Below are 20,020 nucleotides of genomic sequence, written 5' to 3' on the forward strand. Positions count from 1 at the left end.
GAAAGTCCTGGCGGCTCTAGTTCGACTTCGACCTCTGGTTTTGGATGCGCTCGGTTGCCTGTCGCTCATCGGCGTGGATCCGCTCCCATTCGGCTGCGGTCGCGCACACGCGCTTCTTGGCCAATCGGGTGCCGACCACTTCCTGCCGGCGACAGATCACCCGATCGGGATTATCGCCCTGTTGAGTGGCATCGGGGCTGGCGCGGCTGCTGTCGTCGTTGTCACGTGGAGCGTCGCCCGGGTTCGGTTGCGTGGACGCCTGAGCCGGGGAAACTTGTTCATTTGCCAAGGCTGGTTGTGTGAGAGTTATCGCCACCGCGGCCATCAATAATGCTTTCATGACTGTATTCCTTGTCTAATTGGCCAAGCCAGAACTGGCACTTCGCACGCCAATGGTCAATTGGTCGCAGCGTGCTATGCCTACTCTCCGTCGAAGGTGAACTTGCCGTTCTGCACCTGCTCGGTCGATTGTTGGTGTTCTGCGCGCATCCGGGCCCATTCGGCTGCTGTCGCGCAAACCCGCTTCTGGTGCAGTCGCGTTCCAAGCACTTCCTGCTTGCGGCAGATCTTGCGATTGGGATCCTTGGTGTCGCCTGCAGCATTGGGGTTGGCGCTGGCGCTGGCGAGGTCATCGTCGCCTGCCTGGGCATCGCCCTGTACACCGCTATCCTGCTGTGCCTGAGCGGCGTCGGCTTGCGTTTGGACAGGGGCGGCCTGTTCCACCGCCCAAGCCGGATTTGCCAGAGTAACCGCGACGGCCGCTATCAAAAAAGCTTTCATGGCTGTTTTCCTTGCCTAATTGGCCTGAACACAGTGTCACCAGAAGCGCAAAAAGTCAATTTGCCGGACCGCCAGGACCATAAGCACGGACCCGCTCAGCTGACCTTAAGCTCAAGCGCCCCGTCGCCCTCGTCGACCTTGATCGTCGATCCGTCGGGAACTTCGCCGCGCAGGATCATGTCGGCGAGCGGGTCCTGGACGTATTTCTGCACTGCGCGCTTGAGCGGCCTTGCACCGTAAACGGGATCGTAGCCGACGCGACCGAGCCAGGCGCGTGCCGCCTCGGTCAGGTCGAGCGTCACCTTGCGATCGGCGAGCAGTTTCTGCACCCGTCCGACCTGGATATCGACGATCCCCGCCATGTGCTCCTGCGCGAGGCGGTGGAACAGGATGATCTCGTCGAGCCGGTTGAGGAATTCGGGCCGGAAATGTGCGCGCACGACCTCCATCACCTGCGGTTCGACGCTTTCGACGTCCTCGCCGTCCTTGAGGCCGGTGAGATACTGGCTGCCGAGGTTGCTGGTGAGGATGATCAGCGTGTTCGAGAAATCGACCGTGCGGCCCTGGCCGTCGGTCAGCCGGCCGTCATCGAGCACCTGGAGCAGGATGTTGAAGACGTCGCCGTGCGCTTTTTCGACCTCGTCGAACAATACGACCTGGTACGGGCGGCGCCGTACCGCCTCGGTCAGCACGCCGCCTTCTTCATAGCCGACATAGCCCGGAGGCGCGCCGATCAGGCGCGCGACCGCGTGCTTTTCCATGAACTCGCTCATGTCGATGCGGACCATCGCGCTGTCGTCGTCGAACAGGAATCCCGCGAGCGCCTTGGTCAGCTCGGTCTTGCCGACGCCGGTGGGGCCGAGCATCAGGAAGCTGCCCAAGGGCCGGTTGGGATCCTGCAATCCGGCGCGTGACCGCCGCACTGCGGTCGCGACTGCCTTGACCGCCTCGGCCTGGCCGATCACGCGCTTGCCGATCGCGGCTTCCATGCCGAGCAGCTTCTCGCGCTCGCCCTCCATCATCCGGTCGACCGGGATACCGGTCCAGCGCGACACGACGCCGGCGATGTCGTCGGCGGTGACCTCTTCGCGCAGCATCGCGCCTTCGGAAGCAACGCCCGCATCGGCGAGCTTGCGCTCGAGCTCGGGGATCGTGCCGTAGGACAGCTCGCCGGCCTTGGCGAGGTCGCCGCCGCGCTGCGCCTGATCGAGCTCGATGCGCGCAGCGTCGAGCTGTTCCTTCAGTCGCGATTCGGCGTGGATCTTGTCCTTTTCGCCCTTCCAGCGCGCCGTCAGTTCGCTCGACTGCTGCTCGAGATTGGCGAGCTCGTCCTCGAGGCTGGCGAGCCGGTCCTGCGACGGCTTGTCGGTTTCCTTCTTCAGTGCCTCGCGCTCGATCTTCAATTGGATGATCCGCCGGTCGAGCGCCTCAATCTCTTCGGGCTTCGATTCGACCTCCATGCGGATGCGGCTGGCCGCCTCGTCCATCAGGTCGATTGCCTTGTCGGGCAGGAAGCGGTCGGAAATGTACCGGTGCGACAGCGTCGCCGCGCTGACCAGCGCGCCGTCGGTGATGCGGATGCCGTGGTGCAGCTCGTATTTTTCCTTGAGCCCGCGCAGGATGCTGATCGTGTCCTCGACCGTCGGTTCGCCGATGAAGACGGGCTGGAAACGCCGCTGGAGGGCAGGGTCCTTCTCGACATGCTTGCGATATTCGTCGAGCGTGGTCGCGCCGATGCAGTGCAGGTCGCCGCGCGCGAGCGCCGGCTTCAAGAGGTTCGACGCGTCCATCGACCCTTCGGACTTGCCCGCCCCGATCAGCGTGTGCATCTCGTCGATGAACAGGACGATCTGGCCGTCGGCGCCCTTGACCTCGTCGAGCACGCCTTTCAACCGCTCCTCGAACTCGCCGCGATATTTGGCCCCCGCAATCAGCGAGCCCATGTCGAGCGCCATCAGCGTGCGGTCTTTGAGCGTATCGGGCACGTCACCGTTGACGATGCGCAGCGCGAGGCCTTCGGCGATCGCGGTCTTGCCGACACCGGGTTCGCCGATCAGCACGGGGTTGTTCTTGGTCCGCCGGGCCAGGATCTGGATCGTCCGGCGGATTTCCTCGTCGCGCCCGATGACGGGGTCGAGCTCACCGTCGCGCGCCGCCTGCGTCAGGTCGCGGGCGAATTTCTTGAGCGCATCGTACCGGTCCTCGGCGCTCGCGGTGTCGGCGGTGCGGCCGCCGCGCAGCTCGTTGATTGCGCTGTTGAGTGCCTCGGGGGTCAGCCTGGCGTCGGCCAGCGCCTTGCCCGCGGTCGTCGTCTTGGCGAGTGTCAGCGCGAGCAGCAGCCGTTCGACCGTGACATAGCTGTCGCCCGCCTTGTCGGCGACCTGTTCGGCCTGGTCGAGGACGCGCACCGTGTCGTTGTCGAGCCCCGGCGTCTGCTGCGCGCCCGATCCCGATACTGCGGGCACCTTGGCGAGCGCCGCGTCGACCGCGGTCACCGCGACCTTCGGATCACCGCCGGCACGCGCGATCAGCCCGGCGGCCATGCCCTCATTGTCCTCGAGCAGCGCCTTCAACAGGTGCTCGGGCGAAATCCGCTGGTGGTTCATGCGGATCGCAACCGTCTGGGCTGATTGCAGAAAACCCTTGGCGCGGTCGGTAAATTTTTCGAGATTCATGGATTGTCCCCGGAGATCTTGATCCACTTGAAGATAATGCGGCAAAAACCGCGCGCAAGACCTGTCATAGCATTGCAATACAGCCGCGTGACGATATGGTCGCTGGCAAGACACGGAACCGTCCGAGTTCCGCACGATGTTTATCTTCAGGAGAATGAATGCCATGCTGACCCGTTCGTCCCGTCTTGCCCGTATCCTGCTGGCCGCATCGCCCGCCGCGCTGATCGCCGGCTGCGCCACGATGCCCGCCGCCGACATGGCGGCAACGCCCGCCGCGCCCGCTGCGCCGGCCGCGTTCGAACCCGCCCCGGTCAGCACGCTCGTCGATGCGGTCAATATTCCATACGAGAAGTTCACCCTGTCCAACGGTCTCACCGTCCTCGTCCACGAGGATCGCAAGGCGCCCGTCGTCGCGGTGTCGGTGTGGTACAATGTCGGCTCGAAGGACGAACCCAAGGGCAAGACGGGCTTTGCCCATCTGTTCGAGCATCTGATGTTCAACGGCAGCGAGAATTCGCCGGGCGATTTCTTCGAACCGCTGCAGCAGGTCGGCGCGACCGATTTCAACGGCACGACCAACGTCGACCGGACGAACTATTTCGAAACCGTCCCGACCGGCGCGCTCGAACGCGCGCTGATGCTCGAAAGCGATCGCATGGGCCATCTGCTCGGCGCGGTGACGCAGGAGAAGCTCGATAACCAGCGCGGCGTCGTCCAGAACGAAAAGCGCCAGGGCGACAACCAGCCCTACGGGCTGTTGCGCTACGAAGTGCAGGAAAACCTCTTTCCTGCGGGCCACCCCTATCATCACTCGACGATCGGCTCGATGGCCGACCTCAACGCCGCCAGCCTCGACGACGTCAAGAACTGGTTCCGCGCGAACTACGGTCCCAACAATTCGGTCCTCGTCCTTGCCGGCGATATCGATACCGCGACCGCGCGCACCCTCGTCACCAAGTGGTTCGGCGACATTCCGCGCGGACCCACGGTCACCCATCCCGACGCGCCGGTAACGCCGCTCGCCGCGCCGATCGACAAGACGGTCACCGACCAGATCGCGACGACGCGGCTCTATCGCATGTGGCCGATCCCCGGCTTCACCTCGACCGAATCGATTCCGCTGCAGCTCGCCGCGTCGGTTCTCGGTGGCCTGTCGAGTTCGCGGCTCGACAACGCGCTCGTGCGCAAGGACCCGGTCGCGGTGTCGGTTTCGACCTCGACCTGGGATTTCATGGAAGGCGGCGCGTTCATCGTCCAGGCCGACGTCAAGCCGGGCGAGGATGCCGCGGTCGTCGCACAGAAGCTCGATGCGCAGATCGCCGACTATCTCGCCACCGGCCCCTCGGCCGATGAACTCCAGCGTGCCAAGACCTCGATGGTGTCGGGCATCATCGGCGGGCTCGAATCGGTCGGCGGCTTCGGCGGCAAGGCGGTCGCGCTGGCCGAAGGCGAACTCTATTCGGACAATCCCGATTACTACAAGGTCCAGCTCGACCAGATGGCCGCCGCGACACCCGAACAGGTGACCGAAACGATGCGCAAATGGCTGACCAAGCCGCGCTTCACGCTTGTCATGAAACCCGGCGAACGGACCGAGGGCGGCGAAAATCGCGGCGGGGCGGCAATCGGCAACTATCTCGACCAGGCCGAGGTCGCGCCCGCACCGCTCGATTATTATTGCGATCCCAAGACCTGCGATGCTGCCGCGCTGACGCTGTCGTATGATGGTGATCGCTCGAAACTTCCCTCGGTCGGCCAGCTGCAGGAACTCGACTTCCCCGATATCGAGCGCGCCAGGCTCGCCAACGGCATGGAGATCTATTTCGCGCGCCGCACGACGGTGCCCAAGGTTACCGTTCGCGTCGCCTTCGATGCGGGCTATGCCGCCGATCCAAAGTCGGCGCTCGGCACCCAGTCGCTGATGCTCGGGATGATGGACGAGGGCACCAGGAACCTCGATTCGATCGCGCTCGCCGAGGCGCAGGAACGGCTTGGCGCGAACATCAACGGGTTCGCCGATGCCGACTGGACCTCGTTCCAGCTGTCGGCCCTCGCGCCCAACCTTGCCCCCTCGCTCGCCTTGCTGGCCGATTACGTCCGCAACCCGGCGTTCGACGCCAAGGTGATGGAGCGCGTTCGCGCGCAGCAGCTCAACCGGCTCAATGCCGAACTGAAGAATCCGCAGGGGATCGCCGCGCGCGCGCTCGCGCCACTGCTCTACGGTCCCGACCATCCCTATGGCATCCCGCCCTCGGGTCTTGGCAATGCAAGCGCGGTCGCCGCGCTCACCCCCGCCGATCTTGCCGCCTTCCACGATGCCTGGCTGCGTCCCGACGATGCCAGGATCTTCGTCGTCGGCGACACCACGCTCGCCGAAGTTACCGCCTTGCTCAATCGCAGCTTCGGCAACTGGACGGCGACCGGCGCGGCACATCCGGTCAAGAACTTCGCGGTCGCCACGCCCGAGCCGCAACCGCGTATCGTCCTCATCGACCGGCCCAATTCGCCGCAGTCGATCATTACGGCGGGTCGCGTGCTCGATCTCAAGGGGGCTGACGATCTCGTCCCGCTGATGGCCGCGAACGAGGTGTTCGGCGGATCCTTCCTGTCGCGGATCAACATGAACCTGCGCGAGACAAAGGGCTGGTCATACGGCGTGCGCAGCGGTGTCCAGGGCGTCGTCGACCGCACCGCCTTCACCATTTCGGCCCCGGTCCAGGCCGATCGCACCGGCGATTCGATCCGCGAGCTGCGCAAGGAGCTGACCGGCTATACGAGCGACAAGGGGATCACCGCCGACGAGCTTGAACGCACGATCAACGGCAATGTCCGCGAGCTCCCGGGCCAGTTCGAAACCTCGGGCGCGGTGCTCGGCGGGATGGTCAACATCGTCAAATACGGCCGGCCCGACAATTTCTACGAAACGCTCGCCGCCCGCTATCGCACGATGACTGCGGCGGGCCTCGACGCGGTCGCGCGCAAGGAATTCCTCGACAACGAGCTCGTCTTCGTCGTCGTCGGCGATGCCAAGGTCGTGCGGCCACAGCTTGACGGCCTCGGCCTGACGGTGGAAGAAGCGACCGCGAAATAACTGACACCGCTGTTAAGGAGAATATCATCATGTCGCTCGATGGAAGCTACGACTGCCTGACCAAGACGCCGATGGGCGATCAGAAATCGGTCTTCACCGTGAAGACCGACGGCGATTCGTTCACCGGCAGCAATGTCGGCGCGATGGGTTCGCTCGACGTTGTCGACGGCAAGGTCGACGGCAACACGCTGACCTGGAAAATGAACATGGTCGTGCCGATGCCGATGACGCTCGATTGCACCGCGACGATCGACGGCGACACGCTGACCGGCACGATCAACGCCGGCGCCTTCGGTCAGATGCCGATGACGGGCACGCGCCAGGGCTGAGCCCCAGGCAAGCTCGAACACAGGGCCCAGGCAAACAAAAAGGGCCGTCCCTCGCGGGGCGGCCCTTTTTCGTGTCTGGCGATGAGGCCGTTAGTTGACCGTGACGGTCACCGCACGGCGGTTCTGCGCCCAGGCGCTCTCGTTCGATCCCAGCGCGACGGGGCGTTCCTTGCCGTACGACACGGTCGAGATACGCGACGGGTCGACGCCGAGCGAGGCGAGGTAGTTCTTGGCCGAATTGGCGCGCCGTTCGCCGAGCGCGATATTGTAATCGCGCGTGCCGCGCTCGTCGGTATGGCCTTCGAGCGTGACGCGAACGTTGGGATACTGGCGCAGCCACTCGGCCTGGCTCATCAGCACCGCGCGGTCTTCGCCGTCGATGTCATAGCGATCGGTGTCGAAATAGACGGTGTCGCTGCTCACGCGGGCGAGGAAGTCGGCCTGGCTGCCGGGAACGACTGCACCTGACATGTTGTCATAACCGCTATTGTCCGCGCTGGTATCGACCGGCGTTGGGGGAAGGACTTCGGGCGCCTTCTTGGCGCAGCCCGCGAGCGCCAGGCTGGCGGTCGCGACGCTGAGGAATAGGCTATTACGGATCATGATCGGCTCCTTGTTGGATGACTCTCGTTACGCTCTCGCAACGGATGCTTAAAGCTCTCGACTGCTGTCTCAACGCTGAACAGGGCCATCTGGTTGCGCGCCGGCTTGCTCACGGCAGTACCGGGCCCCAGCTGGGGTCCGACCCGTCGACGCCGCCCGGCGTCGGCAGGCGCCGTTCGTTGACCCCGGTCAGGTCGACCTGCCACAGCGTCGAAGTGCCCTTCGCGCCCTGTGTCGTGCGGAAAAACTGCAGCACGCGGCCGTTGGGCGACCAGCTCGGTGCCTCGTCCTGCCAGCTGTCGGTAAGCAGTTTCTCGCCGCGCCCTTCGGGGGTCATCACGCCGATGCGGAAATTGCCCGCGATCCTGGTGAAGGCGATCAGATCGCCGCGCGGGCTCCATTCGGGCGTGGCATATCGTCCACCGCCGAAGCTGATCCGCCGCTGGTCCGATCCGTCGGCGTTCATGATATAGAGCTGCTGCGTTCCCGAACGGTCGCTTTCGAAGACGATCTTGCTGCCGTCGGGCGAATAGCTTCCGCCAACGTCGATCCCGGGGCTCGTCGTCAGCTTGCGCGGGCTGCCGCCCTCGCGCGGGATCCGATAGATGTCGGTGTTGCCCGCGATCGCCATCGAGAACAGGATGAAACGGCCGTCGGGCGACCAGCGCGGGGCAAAGGTCGGTGCGCTGTTTTCGGTCACCAGCGTCTGCTTGCCGCTGCCGACGTCGTAAATATAGACGCGCGCGCGGCTGCCGACGTAGCTGACATAGACGATCGACTTGTAATCGGGCGAATAGCGCGGCGTCAGCGCGAGCGACTGGCCGTTGGTGATGAATCGGTGGTTGGCGCCATCCGAATCCATGATCGCGAGCTGCTTGCGGCGATTTCCCTTGGGTCCGGTCTCGGCGATATAGGCGACGCGGCTGTCGAAGAACGGTGCTTCGCCCGACAGGCGCGAATAGATCGCATCGGCGCATTTGTGCGCGGCGCGGCGCCAGTCGGCGGGCTGGACGACATAGCCCTGGCGGACCAGCTCGCTGCCCAAGGCGACGTCATAGAGATAGCAGCCGACGGTCAGGTTGCCGGCATTGTCGGCGCGGACAAAGCCCTGGACGAGCATTTCGGCGCTGCTGCCGCGCCAATAGGGCAATTGCGGTGCGGTGACCTCGCCAAAGCTGATCGCGCGGACGCTCCCGGGCCCGAGCGGGCGATAAAGCCCGCTGCGCTCGAGATCGCTCGAGATGACTTCGCCGATCTGGCGACCCAGCGTGGCGGTATTGCCTGCCGCGGTCGGCAGCGATTGCGGCGTGGCGAGCGCGGGGACCGCAATCACCGATCGCTCGTTGCCGATGCTGCCAGTGACGGTTTCGCGCGGCGTCGTCTGCTGCGGCAGCGTCGACGGCGCGGGCGGCAGCTGCTGCGCCATGGCGGCGGCGGGCATCGCGCCGAGCGCGGCGGCGAGAAGCAGGAGGGAACGTAGGGACATGGCAGCTACCTTTTTTCGAAATCGAGTGTGTAGGTCTTCCAGTAATCGTAATTCTCGGCCGGCAGGTCGAACGGCGCGGCAAGCTGGATCGCGCGCTTGGCGCATTCCTCGAAGCGGGCGATCTGCGTCGCGTTGCTCGGCGTTTCGCCGCTGGTCGAAACGCGATCGAAGCCGGCGAGCGCGCCCGACTTGCTCAGGCGAAAGACGATCGTCGTCTTGAGCTCGTCGACGTCGATACCACTGACCGAACAGCGGTTCCAAGGGCCGCGCACCTCGGCGTTGATACTGACCGAGATCGATCGCTTGATCTCGCCGACGCTTTGCGCAGGAGCGGCGTTCGATTTCGACGGGCTCGGATCCTTGCCGATGCCGTCGAGCAGGCCCTTCAAATTGCCCGTCGGGCGCTTGGCCTTGGCCGCGCTCGGGGCGGGCGTTGGCGAGGGTTTCGATCGTGCGGGCGGGGCAGGCTTGGGCGCCGCCTTGGGGGTCGGTCGCGGCGCGGGCGTCGGGCGTTCGACGCGCGGCACGGGAACGGGATCGACGCGCGGCAGCGGCACCGGGTCAGGTTCGGCGATCATCGCGTCCTCGACCGGGCCGTCCTCGGCGGCGAGGCGGGCCGCGGGCGGCGATGCACTGAGTTCGGGCGCCGCGCTGGTAATCGCGCTCTCGGCGATCAGGTCGACCTCCATCGGCGGATTGTCGAACCGCATCGGCGGCTTGGCGAACAGGTTGACCGACAGCGCCGCGAACAGCGCGAGATGCGCCGCGACCACGACGGTCAGGCTGATCGTATCGGTGCGGTCTAAAGCCATCGGACCATGGGCTATGGCGCCCCCGCTGAACCTGTCGTGACCAGTGATACGCGGTTGAGGCCGACGCGGTTGAGCTCGCCCATCACCCGCATCACCGCCCCATAATCGAGGCTGCGGTCGGCGCGCAGCAGGATCTGCGGCGGGCTATCGCCCAGCTCGCGGGCCAGCGCCTCGATCTTCGTCGTCATCTCGCCGCGCGCGATTCTGTCTTCGCCGATATAGATCGACCCGTCTTCGACGACCGAAATCTGCACCGGCTCACGGTCTTCCTGGCCAATCGGTTTTGCCCGGCTGTCGGGCAGGTCGACCGGCACGCCCGCGACCAAGAGCGGCGCGGTGATCATGAAGATGATCAGCAGGACGAGCATGACGTCGACCAGCGGCGTGACGTTGATCTCGGCCATCGGCGCGCGCCGTCCCGCGCCGCGTCCGCGCCCGCCCGGCCGATGGATACCCATCGCCATCTAAAATTCCTCCCCGAACCGGCGAGGGGGACCGGCGTAGCCGGTGGAGGGTGCGGCGGCGCAGCCGACGCTGGTGCGCCGGCCCCCTCCGTCAGCCCTGCGGGCTGCCACCTCCCCATGAAATGGGGAGGAGACGGGTGGCGCCACCCTCACGCTTCGCTCTCGAGCTCGCGGCTCAGCGTCGCGTGGAAGCCGTCGGCAAAGCGATAGAGCCGCGCTTCGAAGCGCCCGATGCGGTGCGAAAACCGGTTATAGGCGATCACCGCGGGGATGGCGGCGAACAGGCCCAGTGCGGTCGCGAACAGCGCCTCGGCAATGCCCGGCGCGACGACCGCGAGCGAGCTGTTCTGCTCGGCGGCGATCGCGGTGAAGCTGCGCATGATGCCCCAGACTGTCCCGAACAGGCCGACGAACGGCGCGACCGACCCGATCGTCGCGAGGATGTTGAGTCGGTCGGACAAGGTATCGATCTCACCCGACGTCGCGCTTTGCATCGCGCTTGCCAGCCGTTCGCGCACTGCCGCGCGATCGACCACCTTGGCCTTGGTCGAGCGGCGCCATTCGCTCACCCCGGCGGTCATCACGCGCGCGGTCGGCAGCGCCGACTTGGCGTGTTCGCGGTGAAACGAATCGATGTCGGGGGTGCGCCAGAAATCCTGCTCGAACGCCTCCGATTTGCGGTTCACGCCGCGCAGGCGGAGGAAGAACGAGACGATGATCAGCCAGGTCCAGATGCTGGCGGCGATCAGCCCGACCATGACGATCCTGACGACGATGTCGGCCTGGATGAACAGCGCGATCGGCGACAGCGTGGCGGCATCGGTGGCGAGCGAGATATCGGGCATGGTCATGAGTGGGCGGCGTTTCCTGTTCTGATCGCCTCGAACGCGGCGATCCATGGTTTCGGCTGGCGGCGCGGACGGCCGGCGGGGTCGAGCAATGCGGCGGTGACGACCGCATCGGTCAGCACTGTATCGCCGCGCCTGATCGTCTGATGAATGACGCACGACGCGCCGCGCACCGTTTCGACCGTGCTGGTGATGATCAGCTCGTCGTCGAGCCGCGCGGGCGCGCGGTATCGGATGTGGAGGTCGGTCACGGCATAGGCGCCGAGGCCCTGCTCGACGCCTGCGCGCTGGTCGATCCCGACGAGCCGCAGCATGTCCGATCGCGCGCGCTCCATGTAGCGCAGATAATTGGCATGATAGACGATCCCGCTCAAATCGGTGTCTTCGTAGTAGATGCGCACCGCGAAGTGGTGCTCGGCACCGACGAAACGGCCCGAAATCGGGGCAAGGGGAGCATGATCGGCCATATCGCGATCCTTAACGGCGCGACGAATCGAGGGGAAGCGTGATTTATCGGTTATCCTTGCGAGGAGCGGAAGGCGACGCGGCAATCGATCGCAAGGCAGGAGAGATGGCTTCGCTACGCCCACAACGATGTGAAGCACTCAACCATGCGCCTATTTCGCGTCGAATAGTCCGTCCTGCGCGGCGCGCCCTTCGTTCGGGGGCACCAGCCCGAGGTGCTTCCACGCCAGCGCATTCAAACACCGCCCGCGTGCAGTCCGGGCGACGAGGCCGAGCTGGATCAGGTACGGTTCGATCACCTCTTCGATCGTGTCGCGCGGCTCGCTCAGCCCCGCGGCGAGCGTCTCGACCCCGACCGGCCCGCCGCCATAGAGGTTGGCGATCATGCCGAGATAGCGCCGGTCCATCGCGTCGAGACCCATCGAGTCGACCTCGAGCCGGTTCAGTGCGGCATCGGCGATCTTCGCATCGACCGTTCCGTCGCCCGCGACATGGGCAAAATCGCGCACCCGGCGCAGCAGCCGGCCGGCGATGCGGGGCGTGCCGCGTGACCGCTTGGCGACCTCGTGCCCGCCATCGTCGGTTAGGTCGAGGCCGAGCAGCCCGGCGGCGCGCCGGACGACCTGTTCGAGCTCCTCGACGGTGTAGAAATTCAATCGCAGCGGGATGCCGAAGCGGTCGCGCAGCGGCGTCGTCAGCAGGCCCTGCCGCGTCGTCGCACCGACCAGGGTGAACTGCGGCAGGTCGATCCGCACGCTGCGCGCCGACGGCCCCTCGCCGATCATGATGTCGAGCGCGCGGTCCTCCATCGCCGGATAGAGGATCTCCTCGACCGCGGGCGCGAGCCGGTGGATCTCGTCGATGAACAATACGTCGCCGTCCTCGAGATTGGTCAGCAGTGCGGCAAGGTCGCCCGACTTGGCGATCACCGGCCCAGATGTCGCGCGAAACCCGACGCCGAGCTCGCGCGCAACGATCTGCGCCAGCGTCGTCTTGCCCAGCCCCGGCGGGCCGAAGAACAGGACATGGTCCATCGCCTCCTCGCGGCGCTTGGCCGCCTCGATGAACACGCGCAGATTCTCGCGCGCCGCCTTCTGCCCGACGAACTCGTCGAGGCTCTTTGGCCGCAGCGCGGCATCGATATCATCGGCCTTGCGCATCGGCGCGGCGAGGCGGTCGGTGTCGGTCATGTAATGCCGATCAGTGCGACAAACGACCCGACAACGAACAGAACGAGGGACACGACTGCCAAAACTAGACCGAGGATAGCTGCCCTCTCACCCTTGCGCTCGTAGCTACTCGAATCGAAAGACTGGCTAACTCCAGCGAGATCGCTCTCAGCCTGTTTCGACTGATTAAAAGCAGCATTCATATGAAATGACTGGGCTAAAAATCCCGCGACGTATGACGCTAAAGCCAAAGCCAGACCGGTGCTAAACCATACAAATGCCCAGAAGAGCGCGCGAGGGTTGTTCGAAACATTAGTGTTGCCAATAAAAGTCAGCAGCGAAACCATAGCCCCGCCATTTGCCAGAAATAGTCCTTTCAGTCCCGATTGCGCAAACTCGTGTGAGAAGCGAAGATGGGTGTTTGCCTCGTCACGACGTCGGCCAACTTCGTCGCCGAACCAGTCACTGGCCGCTATTCGTCGGTGTGCGCCACTCATTTTGCCACCTTCTTCAGCGCCAACCGCACGAGCGCATCGAGCCCTGCGCCCGCGCCGAGTTCGTCGTTTGCGGCCTTGACCGCGCCGCTCGCCTCATTGGGCTTGAAGCCCAACCCGGTCAGTGCGGCGACCGCGTCGGCCTGGAGTGATCCGGCGGGCGGGGCGCTGCCGCCGCCGAGTGCGCCGAGCGCGACTCCGCCGACCTTGTCCTTCAACTCATTGACGATCCGCGTCGCGAGCTTGGGCCCGACCCCGTTGGCGCGCGCGACCATCGCCGCGTCGCCATGCGCCACCGCGATGGTCAAATCGTCGGGTTCGAGCGCCGAGAGGATCGCCAGCGCGACCTTCGATCCCACCCCCTGCACCTGCGTCAGCGCGCGGTACCAGTCGCGCTCTTCGGCGCTGGCGAAACCGACCAGCCGCTGGTCGTTCTCGCTGACCTGCATCTGCGTGAAGATCGTCGCGACCTGCCCGACCGCGCCGATGGCGCCGATCGTCCGGCTCGACGCGAAGACCAGATAGCCGACCCCGCCGACGTCGATCACCAATGTGTCGGCCGCCGCCTCGTCGATCGTCCCGGTCAGTTTCGCGATCATGGCTCAGCTCTTCCCCTTTTGTTCCTGCCTAAAGCAAGCTCCGCGCTTCGACAAGCGCGGGGAGCGGCGGAGGTCGACGGCCGTCCCAATTTCGTCATTGCGAGGAGCGAAGCGACGCGGCAATCTGGGCGTCAGCTGGTTGCTCGCCTCATGCGCGATCAGGTCGAATGATCCTCAGCCCATCGTTGCATACGACAAGTCACTCTTGCGGTAGATTGCCGCGCGGCTGCGCCGCTCGCAATGACGGATAGGTTACCTCCGCGCATGGTGCGCATGGCAGATCGCGACCGCGAGCGCATCGGCGGCGTCGGGCCCGGCGAGCTTCACGCCGGGCAACAGTATGCCGAGCATCGCCTGGACCTGTTTCTTGTCGGCCGCGCCGGTGCCGACGATCGCCTTCTTGACCAGCCGCGCGGCATATTCGCCGACCACCGCCCCGCTGCGCGCCGCGCACAGCAGGACGACGCCGCGTGCCTGGCCCAGCTTCAATGTCGATTGCGCGTTGGCGTTGACGAACACCTCCTCGACCGCCGCGCCGTCGGGGCGATGCTCGGCGATCACTGCCGCCAGCGCACTGTCGAGCGTCACCAGCCGGCTCGCCAGCGGCGCCTTGGCATCGGTCCTGATCTGGCCGTTGGCGACATGCGTCAGCCGGCTGCCCTCGACGCGGATCACGCCCCAGCCGGTCGTCCCGAGTCCGGGATCGAGGCCGAGGACGATCATTCAGTCCTGGCCAAGCTTCTCGGCAATTTCGTCCGACACGTCGTAATTGCCCCAGACGGTCTGGACATCGTCGTCGTCGTCGAGCGCGTCGAGCAGCTTGAACAATGTCCCCGCCTGCGCCTCGTCGACTTCGACGGTGACCTGCGGCTTCCACGCCAGCTTGACCGTCTCGGCCTCGCCAAGCGCCTTTTCGAGCGCGCCTGCGACTTCGTGCAAATCGTCGGGAGCGGTCCAGATCTCGTGGTTGTCGTCGTCCGACTGGATGTCGTCGGCGCCGGCTTCCATCGCCGCGTCGAGCACCTTTTCCTCGTCGCCGACGCTGGCCGGATAGACGATCAGGCCCAATCGGTCGAAACCGTGCGCGACCGATCCCGATGCGCCCAGATTGCCGCCGTTCTTGCTGAATGCCGTGCGGACGTTGGTCGCGGTGCGGTTGCGGTTGTCGGTCAGCGCCTCGACGATCAGCGCGACGCCGGCGGGGCCATAGCCCTCGTAGCGCAGCTCTTCATATTCATCGCCTTCGTTGGCGGTTGCCTTGTCGATCGCGCGCTGGATATTGTCCTTGGGCATCGACTGGCCCTTGGCCGCATTGACCGCGAGCCGCAGCCGCGGGTTCATGTCGACGTCGGGCATGCCCATTTTCGCCGCGACGGTGATTTCGCGGCTGAGCTTGGAAAACATCGCCGAGCGCTTTTTGTCCTGCGCGCCCTTGCGGTGCATGATATTCTTGAACTTGCTATGGCCGGCCATACGGGCGGAACCCCTGCATTGAGTGGATGGGACAGGCGCGCGGCTTAGCGCGAGACCCCGTCTCGCTCAAGCCAGCTTTACCGCGGTCCCGCTGATCGACACCATCAGCATCGATCCCGTCTTGCCGAGCACCTCGTAATCGAGGTCGCAACCGACCAGCGCGTCGCCGCCGAGCTGCTTGCACTTGTCGACCATCTCGGTGATCGCTTCCTTGCGCGCACGCTCGAGGACGCGCTCGTAACTGCCCGCGCGGCCGCCGACGAGATCGGTGATCGACGCGAAGATGTCGCGAAACAGGTTCGCCCCGACGATCACTTCGCCGGTCACGATGCCCAGGTAATCGGCGACGGTCCGACCATCGATTGAAGGCGTGGTGGTAACGATCATACGCTTTCTCCTTTGCCCGTCAGGCTAACGGCTCGCGCGGCCCTTGTCGAACCAAGCTCCCCCAGACCCGTTCGCCCTGAGTAGGCCCGCAGGGCCGTATCGAAGGGGCTGCGCTATCGCCCCGCACCCGCCCTTCGATACGCGCCTTCGGCGCTACTCAGGACAAACGGAGGAGGGTTTCGCTGATTAGTCCAAGCCCCGTTTGCCCTGAGTAGGCCCAAGGGCCGTATCGAAGGGTCGATGCGCAACGTCTCGGGTCTATTCCAGCCCGAGCGCCGACTTGTACGTGTCGAGGATCGCTTCCATTTCCGCCCGGTCGTGCGGCTGCATTTTACGCAAGCGGACGATCTGGCGCATGATCTTGGGATCGTATCCCTGTCCCTTGGCCTCGGCATAGACATCGCGGATATCGTCGGCGATGCCCTTCTTTTCCTCTTCGAGCCGCTCGACGCGCTCGATGAACAGGCGCAGCTGGTCGGCGGCGACATTGCCTGATGAACCCGGGCCTTCGGACATAATCGTAATCTCCATGATGTGGGGACGCGCGCCGGCGGCGCGCGAAAGAATCGGTCGGCGGCCGCTCTAGCGGGGCAGCGCCGACAAGCCAACGGCCTTGCCATCGCGCTGGGGCTGCGTCATGGCTGGCCGCGTTCAGACTGAGGAAAACCGCCGGTGACAGAGAAATTTTCCCCCCGCAATCGCAAGGTCCGCATCCTCGCGACGCTCGGCCCCGCCAGCGACACGCCCGAAAGGATCGCCGCGCTCTACCGCGCCGGCGCCGACGCCTTTCGCGTCAACATGAGCCACGGCGAACACGCCCGCCATGCCGAGGTCATCGCCGCGATCCGCAGCCTGGAAAAACAGTTCGGCCGCCCGACGACGATCCTTGTCGATCTCCAGGGACCCAAATTGCGCGTCGGCAAGTTCGCCGATGGCCCGGTGATGCTCGAAGAGGGTGCGACCTTCGTCCTCGACCGCGATTCCGCGCCGGGCGACGTCACGCGCGTCGAGCTGCCGCACCGCGAAATCTACGAAGCGCTCGAAGTCGGCTCGCGGCTGCTGCTCGATGACGGCAAGCTCGTCCTCAGCGTCGTCGCGCTGACCGCCGACCGCATCGAAACGCGCGTCGAGGTCGGCGGCAAGCTGTCCGACCGCAAGGGCCTCAACGTCCCCGATGTCGTCATTCCGGTCGCCGCGCTGACCGAAAAGGACCGCAAGGATCTCGCCTTCGCGCTCGACCAGGGGGTCGACTGGATCGCGATGTCGTTCGTCCAGCGGCCCGAGGACGTCGCCGAGGGCCGCCGCCTGATCGGCGGCCGCGCCTCGCTGCTCGCCAAGATCGAAAAACCCGCCGCGATCCGCCGGCTCGAGGAAATCATCGAGCTGTCCGACGGAGTCATGGTCGCGCGCGGCGATCTCGGCGTCGAACTGCCGCCGCAGAACGTGCCGCCGATCCAGAAACAGATCGTCGCCACCGCGCGCCGCCTTGGTCGCCCCGTCGTCGTCGCGACGCAGATGCTCGAATCGATGATCACTTCGCCCAGCCCGACGCGCGCCGAAGTCAGCGACGTTGCCACCGCGGTCTATGACGGTGCCGACGCGATCATGCTCTCGGCCGAGACGGCTGCCGGAGACTGGCCGGTCGAGGCGGTCGCGATGATGGACAAGATCGCGACCGCGGTCGAAGCCGACACCGGCTATAGTGCGCGCCTCCATTTTACCGAGACCTTGCCCGATGCGACCACCGCCGACGCCCTGTCGGCCGCGGCCGGGGGGATCATCGGGACGATCTCGGCCGACGCGATCATCTGCTTCACCTCGTCGGGTTCGACCGCGCGGCGCATTTCACGCGAACGGCCATCCGTACCGCTGCTCGTTCTGACTCCAAAGCTCAAGACCGCGCGCCGCTCGGGCCTGTTGTGGGGCGCGCACGCCGTCTCGACGCGCGATATCGGCAGCTTCGAAGAGATGATCGCCAAGGGCAAGCGCATGGCGCTGCGCCACGGCGTCGCCAGCGCGGGCTCGAAACTGATCATGATGGCGGGGGTCCCGTTCGGCACGCCGGGTTCGACCAACGTCCTCCACGTCGCGACGCTGACCGGCGACGAGCTCAAGGGCTTCGGCGAAGAGGGAAAGGCCGATGGGACTTCCTGAATACAGCGCCCGATTGACCGCCGGCCCCGAACACATTGACGAGCTCGGCCACGTCAACAACGCCGTCTGGGTCGAATGGATTCAGCAGGTCGCGGTCGCGCACTGGCGTGCCGCCGCGCCGCCCGACCTCGTCGATAGCTATGTCTGGGTCGTGATCCGCCACGAGATCGATTACCTGCGCAGCCTAGGACCCGGCGAGAGCGTCACCGCGCGGACATGGGTCGGCGATGCGCCCAAGGGCGCGCGCTTCGACCGCCACATGGAACTGACCGGCGACGACGGCAAAGTCCGCGTCCGCGCCAAGACGCAATGGGCGATGCTCGACAAGACCACCGGCCGCCCGCAGCGCGTCCCGCCCGAAATCGTCGCGGCATTCAGCGCTTAGGGCGAGGGCGACTCGTCGCGTAACGGAACATTCTCGACCAGCGCCCGCTTGATCGCCTCGATCGCTTCGGGGGCGCAGATGAAGCCCATGTGCGGGCACGAGAGTTCGATTTCGCGGTCGCGTTCGTCGGGGGTACCGCGGGCGCTTTCGGGCGAGATCAGCCCGTCCCGTGGCGACCACAGGGCAATCGTCGGCACCGGCGGCTTGGCCGCGGGATGCATTTCGATCGGCGGCGCATCGACCGGGTGGCGGGCGATCAGTTCGTAGATGCGCCAAACGTTGTTCGCCCGGGGATTGCCCGAAAAGGGCGATCCCATCGTTACCACGCGACTGACCTTGGCAGGAAAGCGCTTGGCATATTCGCGCGCGTAGATGCCGCCGAGGCTCCAGCCGACCAGCGCGATCGGCCCGCCCGACTTGGCGATCAGATGGTCGATCCGCGCATCGATCCGCTCGATGACGTCGGCGGTCGCGCCCATGTTGCGCCCGTGCTTCCAGCGGTGCGCGCGAAACCCGGCGGCGTTGAGCGCCATGCGCAGCAGGCGCAGGCGATTGTCGGCAACCATGAAGCCGGGGACGATCATCACGTGCATGCCGCCGCCGACCTTGTGGCGCGGACCGCGCTTGAGGTGCAGCGCGCCGCGGATCCAGTCGGCGAGGACACCGACCTCGCGCAGCAGCAACGGCAGCGCCGGACCGCGCTCAATCGTTGCGCGGTCGCGCGCGGTCAGAGCTGGTGCCCCGTGCGGTCGCGCTTGGTTGCGAGATAGCGTTCGTTGTGCGCATTGCCCGCCAGCGCCAGCGGCAGCCGTTCGACCACCGCGATCCCCGCGGCTTCGAGCCGCGCGACCTTGTCGGGATTGTTGGTCAGCAGCCGCACCGACGGTATTTCGAGCAGGTCGAGCATCCGCGCGGCAATCGCGAAATCGCGCGCCTCGACGGGAAAGCCGAGGCGGATATTGGCGTCGACCGTGTCGAACCCCTGGTCCTGCAACTCGTATGCGCGCAGCTTGTTTATGAGGCCGATCCCGCGTCCTTCCTGGCGCAAATAGAGCAACACCCCCCAGCCGGCATCGGCGATCCGGTCGAGCGCGCCGTGAAGCTGCGGTCCGCAATCGCATTTGAGGCTGCCCAATACATCGCCGGTCAGGCACTCGCTGTGCAACCGGACGAGCGGCGGCGAGGTGTCAGGCGTGCCGACGATCAGCGCGACATGCTCGTGCGGATCGTCGATGCTGCGAAACGCAACGATCTCGCTGTCGACACTGGCGGACACCGGCAGGCGCGCGCGCGCTGCGATGACCAGCGCCGCCGGATCGGCAAACGCCGCGACCGCATCGTGATCGGTGTGGACCAGCTCGTCGTCGTCGCGGCTCGCCCGCACGAACAGCGCCGGCAGCAATCCGGCATGGCGCGCCAGCGCGACGGCGGCCGTGGCGGCGTCGGGTACCCTGACGACCAGCGTGTCGAACGGGCCCTTGAACGGGGTGGCAAGGTCGCGCGCCGGGTCGGCCACCGCGATTGCCTTCGATAAGTCGGGCGCCTCGCCGAGCGCAATCACCACCGGGCCCGGTTGGGCTGCGGCGAGCTGGCTGACCAGCTTGAGCGTGATCGCGCGTTCGAACGAGATCATCAGGTCGCAGCCGCCGCCGCGCGCGAACTGCGTCAGGCTCGCGTCGCTCGCGGTCTCGACCGCAAGCACGTCGATCGCGCTCGTCGCGCCCGCGATGCGCACCGGCCAGCCGCGCCGCAGCGCGTCGATCGCCTGCGCCGCGCTCCTGCCCGGCGAGGTCATCCCCGCGGGTC

At 65.8% G+C, this 20,020-nt stretch carries 22 protein-coding genes; 4 read left to right on the forward strand and 18 right to left on the reverse strand.

The features are described 5' to 3' along the window. Positions 1 to 16: 16 nt before the first annotated feature. From FSZ31_RS02035 to clpB, 3 genes are all read right to left on the reverse strand, one after another. On the reverse strand, positions 17 to 340 hold the full coding sequence (locus tag FSZ31_RS02035) for a hypothetical protein (protein WP_147121387.1): 324 nt from the start codon (positions 338 to 340) through the stop codon (positions 17 to 19). Between the two features lie 80 nt (positions 341 to 420). Further along, positions 421 to 780, reverse strand: coding sequence for a hypothetical protein (locus FSZ31_RS02040; RefSeq protein WP_147121388.1), 360 nt, complete (start codon positions 778 to 780; stop codon positions 421 to 423). A gap of 95 nt (positions 781 to 875) precedes the next feature. After that, positions 876 to 3,455 carry an ATP-dependent chaperone ClpB gene (clpB, locus tag FSZ31_RS02045; RefSeq protein ID WP_147121389.1) on the reverse strand — a complete coding sequence of 860 codons (2,580 nt, stop codon included), beginning with the start codon at positions 3,453 to 3,455 and terminating at the stop codon, positions 876 to 878. A 154-nt stretch (positions 3,456 to 3,609) separates the two neighbouring features. On the opposite strand from clpB, the gene FSZ31_RS02050 reads away from it, so the two are divergent. Together FSZ31_RS02050 and FSZ31_RS02055 are read left to right on the forward strand one after the other, a co-directional pair. Continuing rightward, positions 3,610 to 6,546, forward strand: a complete 2,937-nt coding sequence (locus tag FSZ31_RS02050; RefSeq protein WP_147121390.1) for a M16 family metallopeptidase — start codon at positions 3,610 to 3,612, stop codon at positions 6,544 to 6,546. Positions 6,547 to 6,575: 29 nt separating this feature from the next. Next, the gene (locus tag FSZ31_RS02055; RefSeq protein WP_147121391.1) at positions 6,576 to 6,875 is read left to right on the forward strand and encodes a hypothetical protein; all 300 of its coding nucleotides are present in this window, start codon (positions 6,576 to 6,578) and stop codon (positions 6,873 to 6,875) included. A 90-nt stretch (positions 6,876 to 6,965) separates the two neighbouring features. On the opposite strand, the gene pal is transcribed toward FSZ31_RS02055, so the two are convergent. The 13 genes from pal to FSZ31_RS02120 form a co-directional block, all read right to left on the reverse strand. Continuing rightward, entirely contained in the window at positions 6,966 to 7,478 is a 513-nt protein-coding gene (gene pal, locus FSZ31_RS02060; protein WP_408021635.1) for a peptidoglycan-associated lipoprotein Pal, read from the reverse strand. Between the two features lie 109 nt (positions 7,479 to 7,587). Further along, the gene (gene tolB / locus FSZ31_RS02065; RefSeq protein WP_147121392.1) at positions 7,588 to 8,964 is read right to left on the reverse strand and encodes a Tol-Pal system beta propeller repeat protein TolB; all 1,377 of its coding nucleotides are present in this window, start codon (positions 8,962 to 8,964) and stop codon (positions 7,588 to 7,590) included. 5 nt (positions 8,965 to 8,969) lie between these two features. Further along, positions 8,970 to 9,776: a hypothetical protein gene (locus FSZ31_RS02070; RefSeq protein WP_147121393.1), complete on the reverse strand. Its 807-nt coding sequence runs from the start codon at positions 9,774 to 9,776 to the stop codon at positions 8,970 to 8,972. A gap of 11 nt (positions 9,777 to 9,787) precedes the next feature. Then, positions 9,788 to 10,240, reverse strand: a complete 453-nt coding sequence (gene tolR, locus FSZ31_RS02075) for a protein TolR (protein WP_147121394.1) — start codon at positions 10,238 to 10,240, stop codon at positions 9,788 to 9,790. Between the two features lie 149 nt (positions 10,241 to 10,389). Continuing rightward, a complete protein-coding gene (gene tolQ / locus FSZ31_RS02080; protein WP_147122498.1) occupies positions 10,390 to 11,085 on the reverse strand; it encodes a protein TolQ in 696 nt (231 codons plus the stop codon). Positions 11,086 to 11,087: 2 nt separating this feature from the next. Next, positions 11,088 to 11,555, reverse strand: coding sequence for a tol-pal system-associated acyl-CoA thioesterase (gene ybgC / locus FSZ31_RS02085; RefSeq protein WP_147121395.1), 468 nt, complete (start codon positions 11,553 to 11,555; stop codon positions 11,088 to 11,090). A gap of 150 nt (positions 11,556 to 11,705) precedes the next feature. Then, on the reverse strand, positions 11,706 to 12,743 hold the full coding sequence (gene ruvB / locus FSZ31_RS02090; RefSeq protein ID WP_147121396.1) for a Holliday junction branch migration DNA helicase RuvB: 1,038 nt from the start codon (positions 12,741 to 12,743) through the stop codon (positions 11,706 to 11,708). Beyond that, positions 12,740 to 13,219 carry a hypothetical protein gene (locus tag FSZ31_RS02095; protein WP_147121397.1) on the reverse strand — a complete coding sequence of 160 codons (480 nt, stop codon included), beginning with the start codon at positions 13,217 to 13,219 and terminating at the stop codon, positions 12,740 to 12,742. Before FSZ31_RS02095 ends, ruvB begins: the two co-directional genes overlap by 4 nt. Then, positions 13,216 to 13,815, reverse strand: coding sequence for a Holliday junction branch migration protein RuvA (gene ruvA / locus FSZ31_RS02100; RefSeq protein WP_147121398.1), 600 nt, complete (start codon positions 13,813 to 13,815; stop codon positions 13,216 to 13,218). The genes FSZ31_RS02095 and ruvA overlap by 4 nt, the downstream gene beginning before the upstream one ends. Before the next feature lie 252 nt (positions 13,816 to 14,067). Beyond that, positions 14,068 to 14,538: a crossover junction endodeoxyribonuclease RuvC gene (gene ruvC / locus FSZ31_RS02105; RefSeq protein ID WP_147121399.1), complete on the reverse strand. Its 471-nt coding sequence runs from the start codon at positions 14,536 to 14,538 to the stop codon at positions 14,068 to 14,070. After that, entirely contained in the window at positions 14,539 to 15,288 is a 750-nt protein-coding gene (locus FSZ31_RS02110) for a YebC/PmpR family DNA-binding transcriptional regulator (protein WP_147121400.1), read from the reverse strand. It abuts the gene before it with no gap. 66 nt (positions 15,289 to 15,354) lie between these two features. Next, positions 15,355 to 15,675, reverse strand: coding sequence for a heavy metal-binding domain-containing protein (locus FSZ31_RS02115; RefSeq protein ID WP_147121401.1), 321 nt, complete (start codon positions 15,673 to 15,675; stop codon positions 15,355 to 15,357). A 258-nt stretch (positions 15,676 to 15,933) separates the two neighbouring features. Beyond that, a complete protein-coding gene (locus tag FSZ31_RS02120; RefSeq protein WP_147121402.1) occupies positions 15,934 to 16,191 on the reverse strand; it encodes a DUF2312 domain-containing protein in 258 nt (85 codons plus the stop codon). 156 nt (positions 16,192 to 16,347) lie between these two features. Here FSZ31_RS02120 and pyk point away from each other — a divergent pair, with 156 nt between their 5' ends. Both pyk and FSZ31_RS02130 read left to right on the forward strand, forming a co-directional pair. Beyond that, positions 16,348 to 17,829, forward strand: coding sequence for a pyruvate kinase (pyk, locus tag FSZ31_RS02125; RefSeq protein WP_147121403.1), 1,482 nt, complete (start codon positions 16,348 to 16,350; stop codon positions 17,827 to 17,829). After that, a complete protein-coding gene (locus FSZ31_RS02130; RefSeq protein ID WP_147121404.1) occupies positions 17,816 to 18,214 on the forward strand; it encodes an acyl-CoA thioesterase in 399 nt (132 codons plus the stop codon). Before pyk ends, FSZ31_RS02130 begins: the two co-directional genes overlap by 14 nt. Here FSZ31_RS02130 and FSZ31_RS02135 read toward each other — a convergent pair. Together FSZ31_RS02135 and ribA are read right to left on the reverse strand one after the other, a co-directional pair. Beyond that, the gene (locus FSZ31_RS02135) at positions 18,211 to 18,897 is read right to left on the reverse strand and encodes an alpha/beta fold hydrolase (RefSeq protein ID WP_236643621.1); all 687 of its coding nucleotides are present in this window, start codon (positions 18,895 to 18,897) and stop codon (positions 18,211 to 18,213) included. The genes FSZ31_RS02130 and FSZ31_RS02135 overlap by 4 nt on opposite strands. Before the next feature lie 44 nt (positions 18,898 to 18,941). Continuing rightward, on the reverse strand, positions 18,942 to 20,009 hold the full coding sequence (gene ribA / locus FSZ31_RS02140; protein WP_147121405.1) for a GTP cyclohydrolase II: 1,068 nt from the start codon (positions 20,007 to 20,009) through the stop codon (positions 18,942 to 18,944). Between the last annotated feature and the right edge of the window lie 11 nt (positions 20,010 to 20,020).

Origin of the sequence: Flavisphingopyxis soli (assembly GCF_007995095.1) — a bacterium.
In the GTDB taxonomy this organism is placed as follows: Bacteria; Pseudomonadota; Alphaproteobacteria; order Sphingomonadales; family Sphingomonadaceae; genus Flavisphingopyxis; species Flavisphingopyxis soli.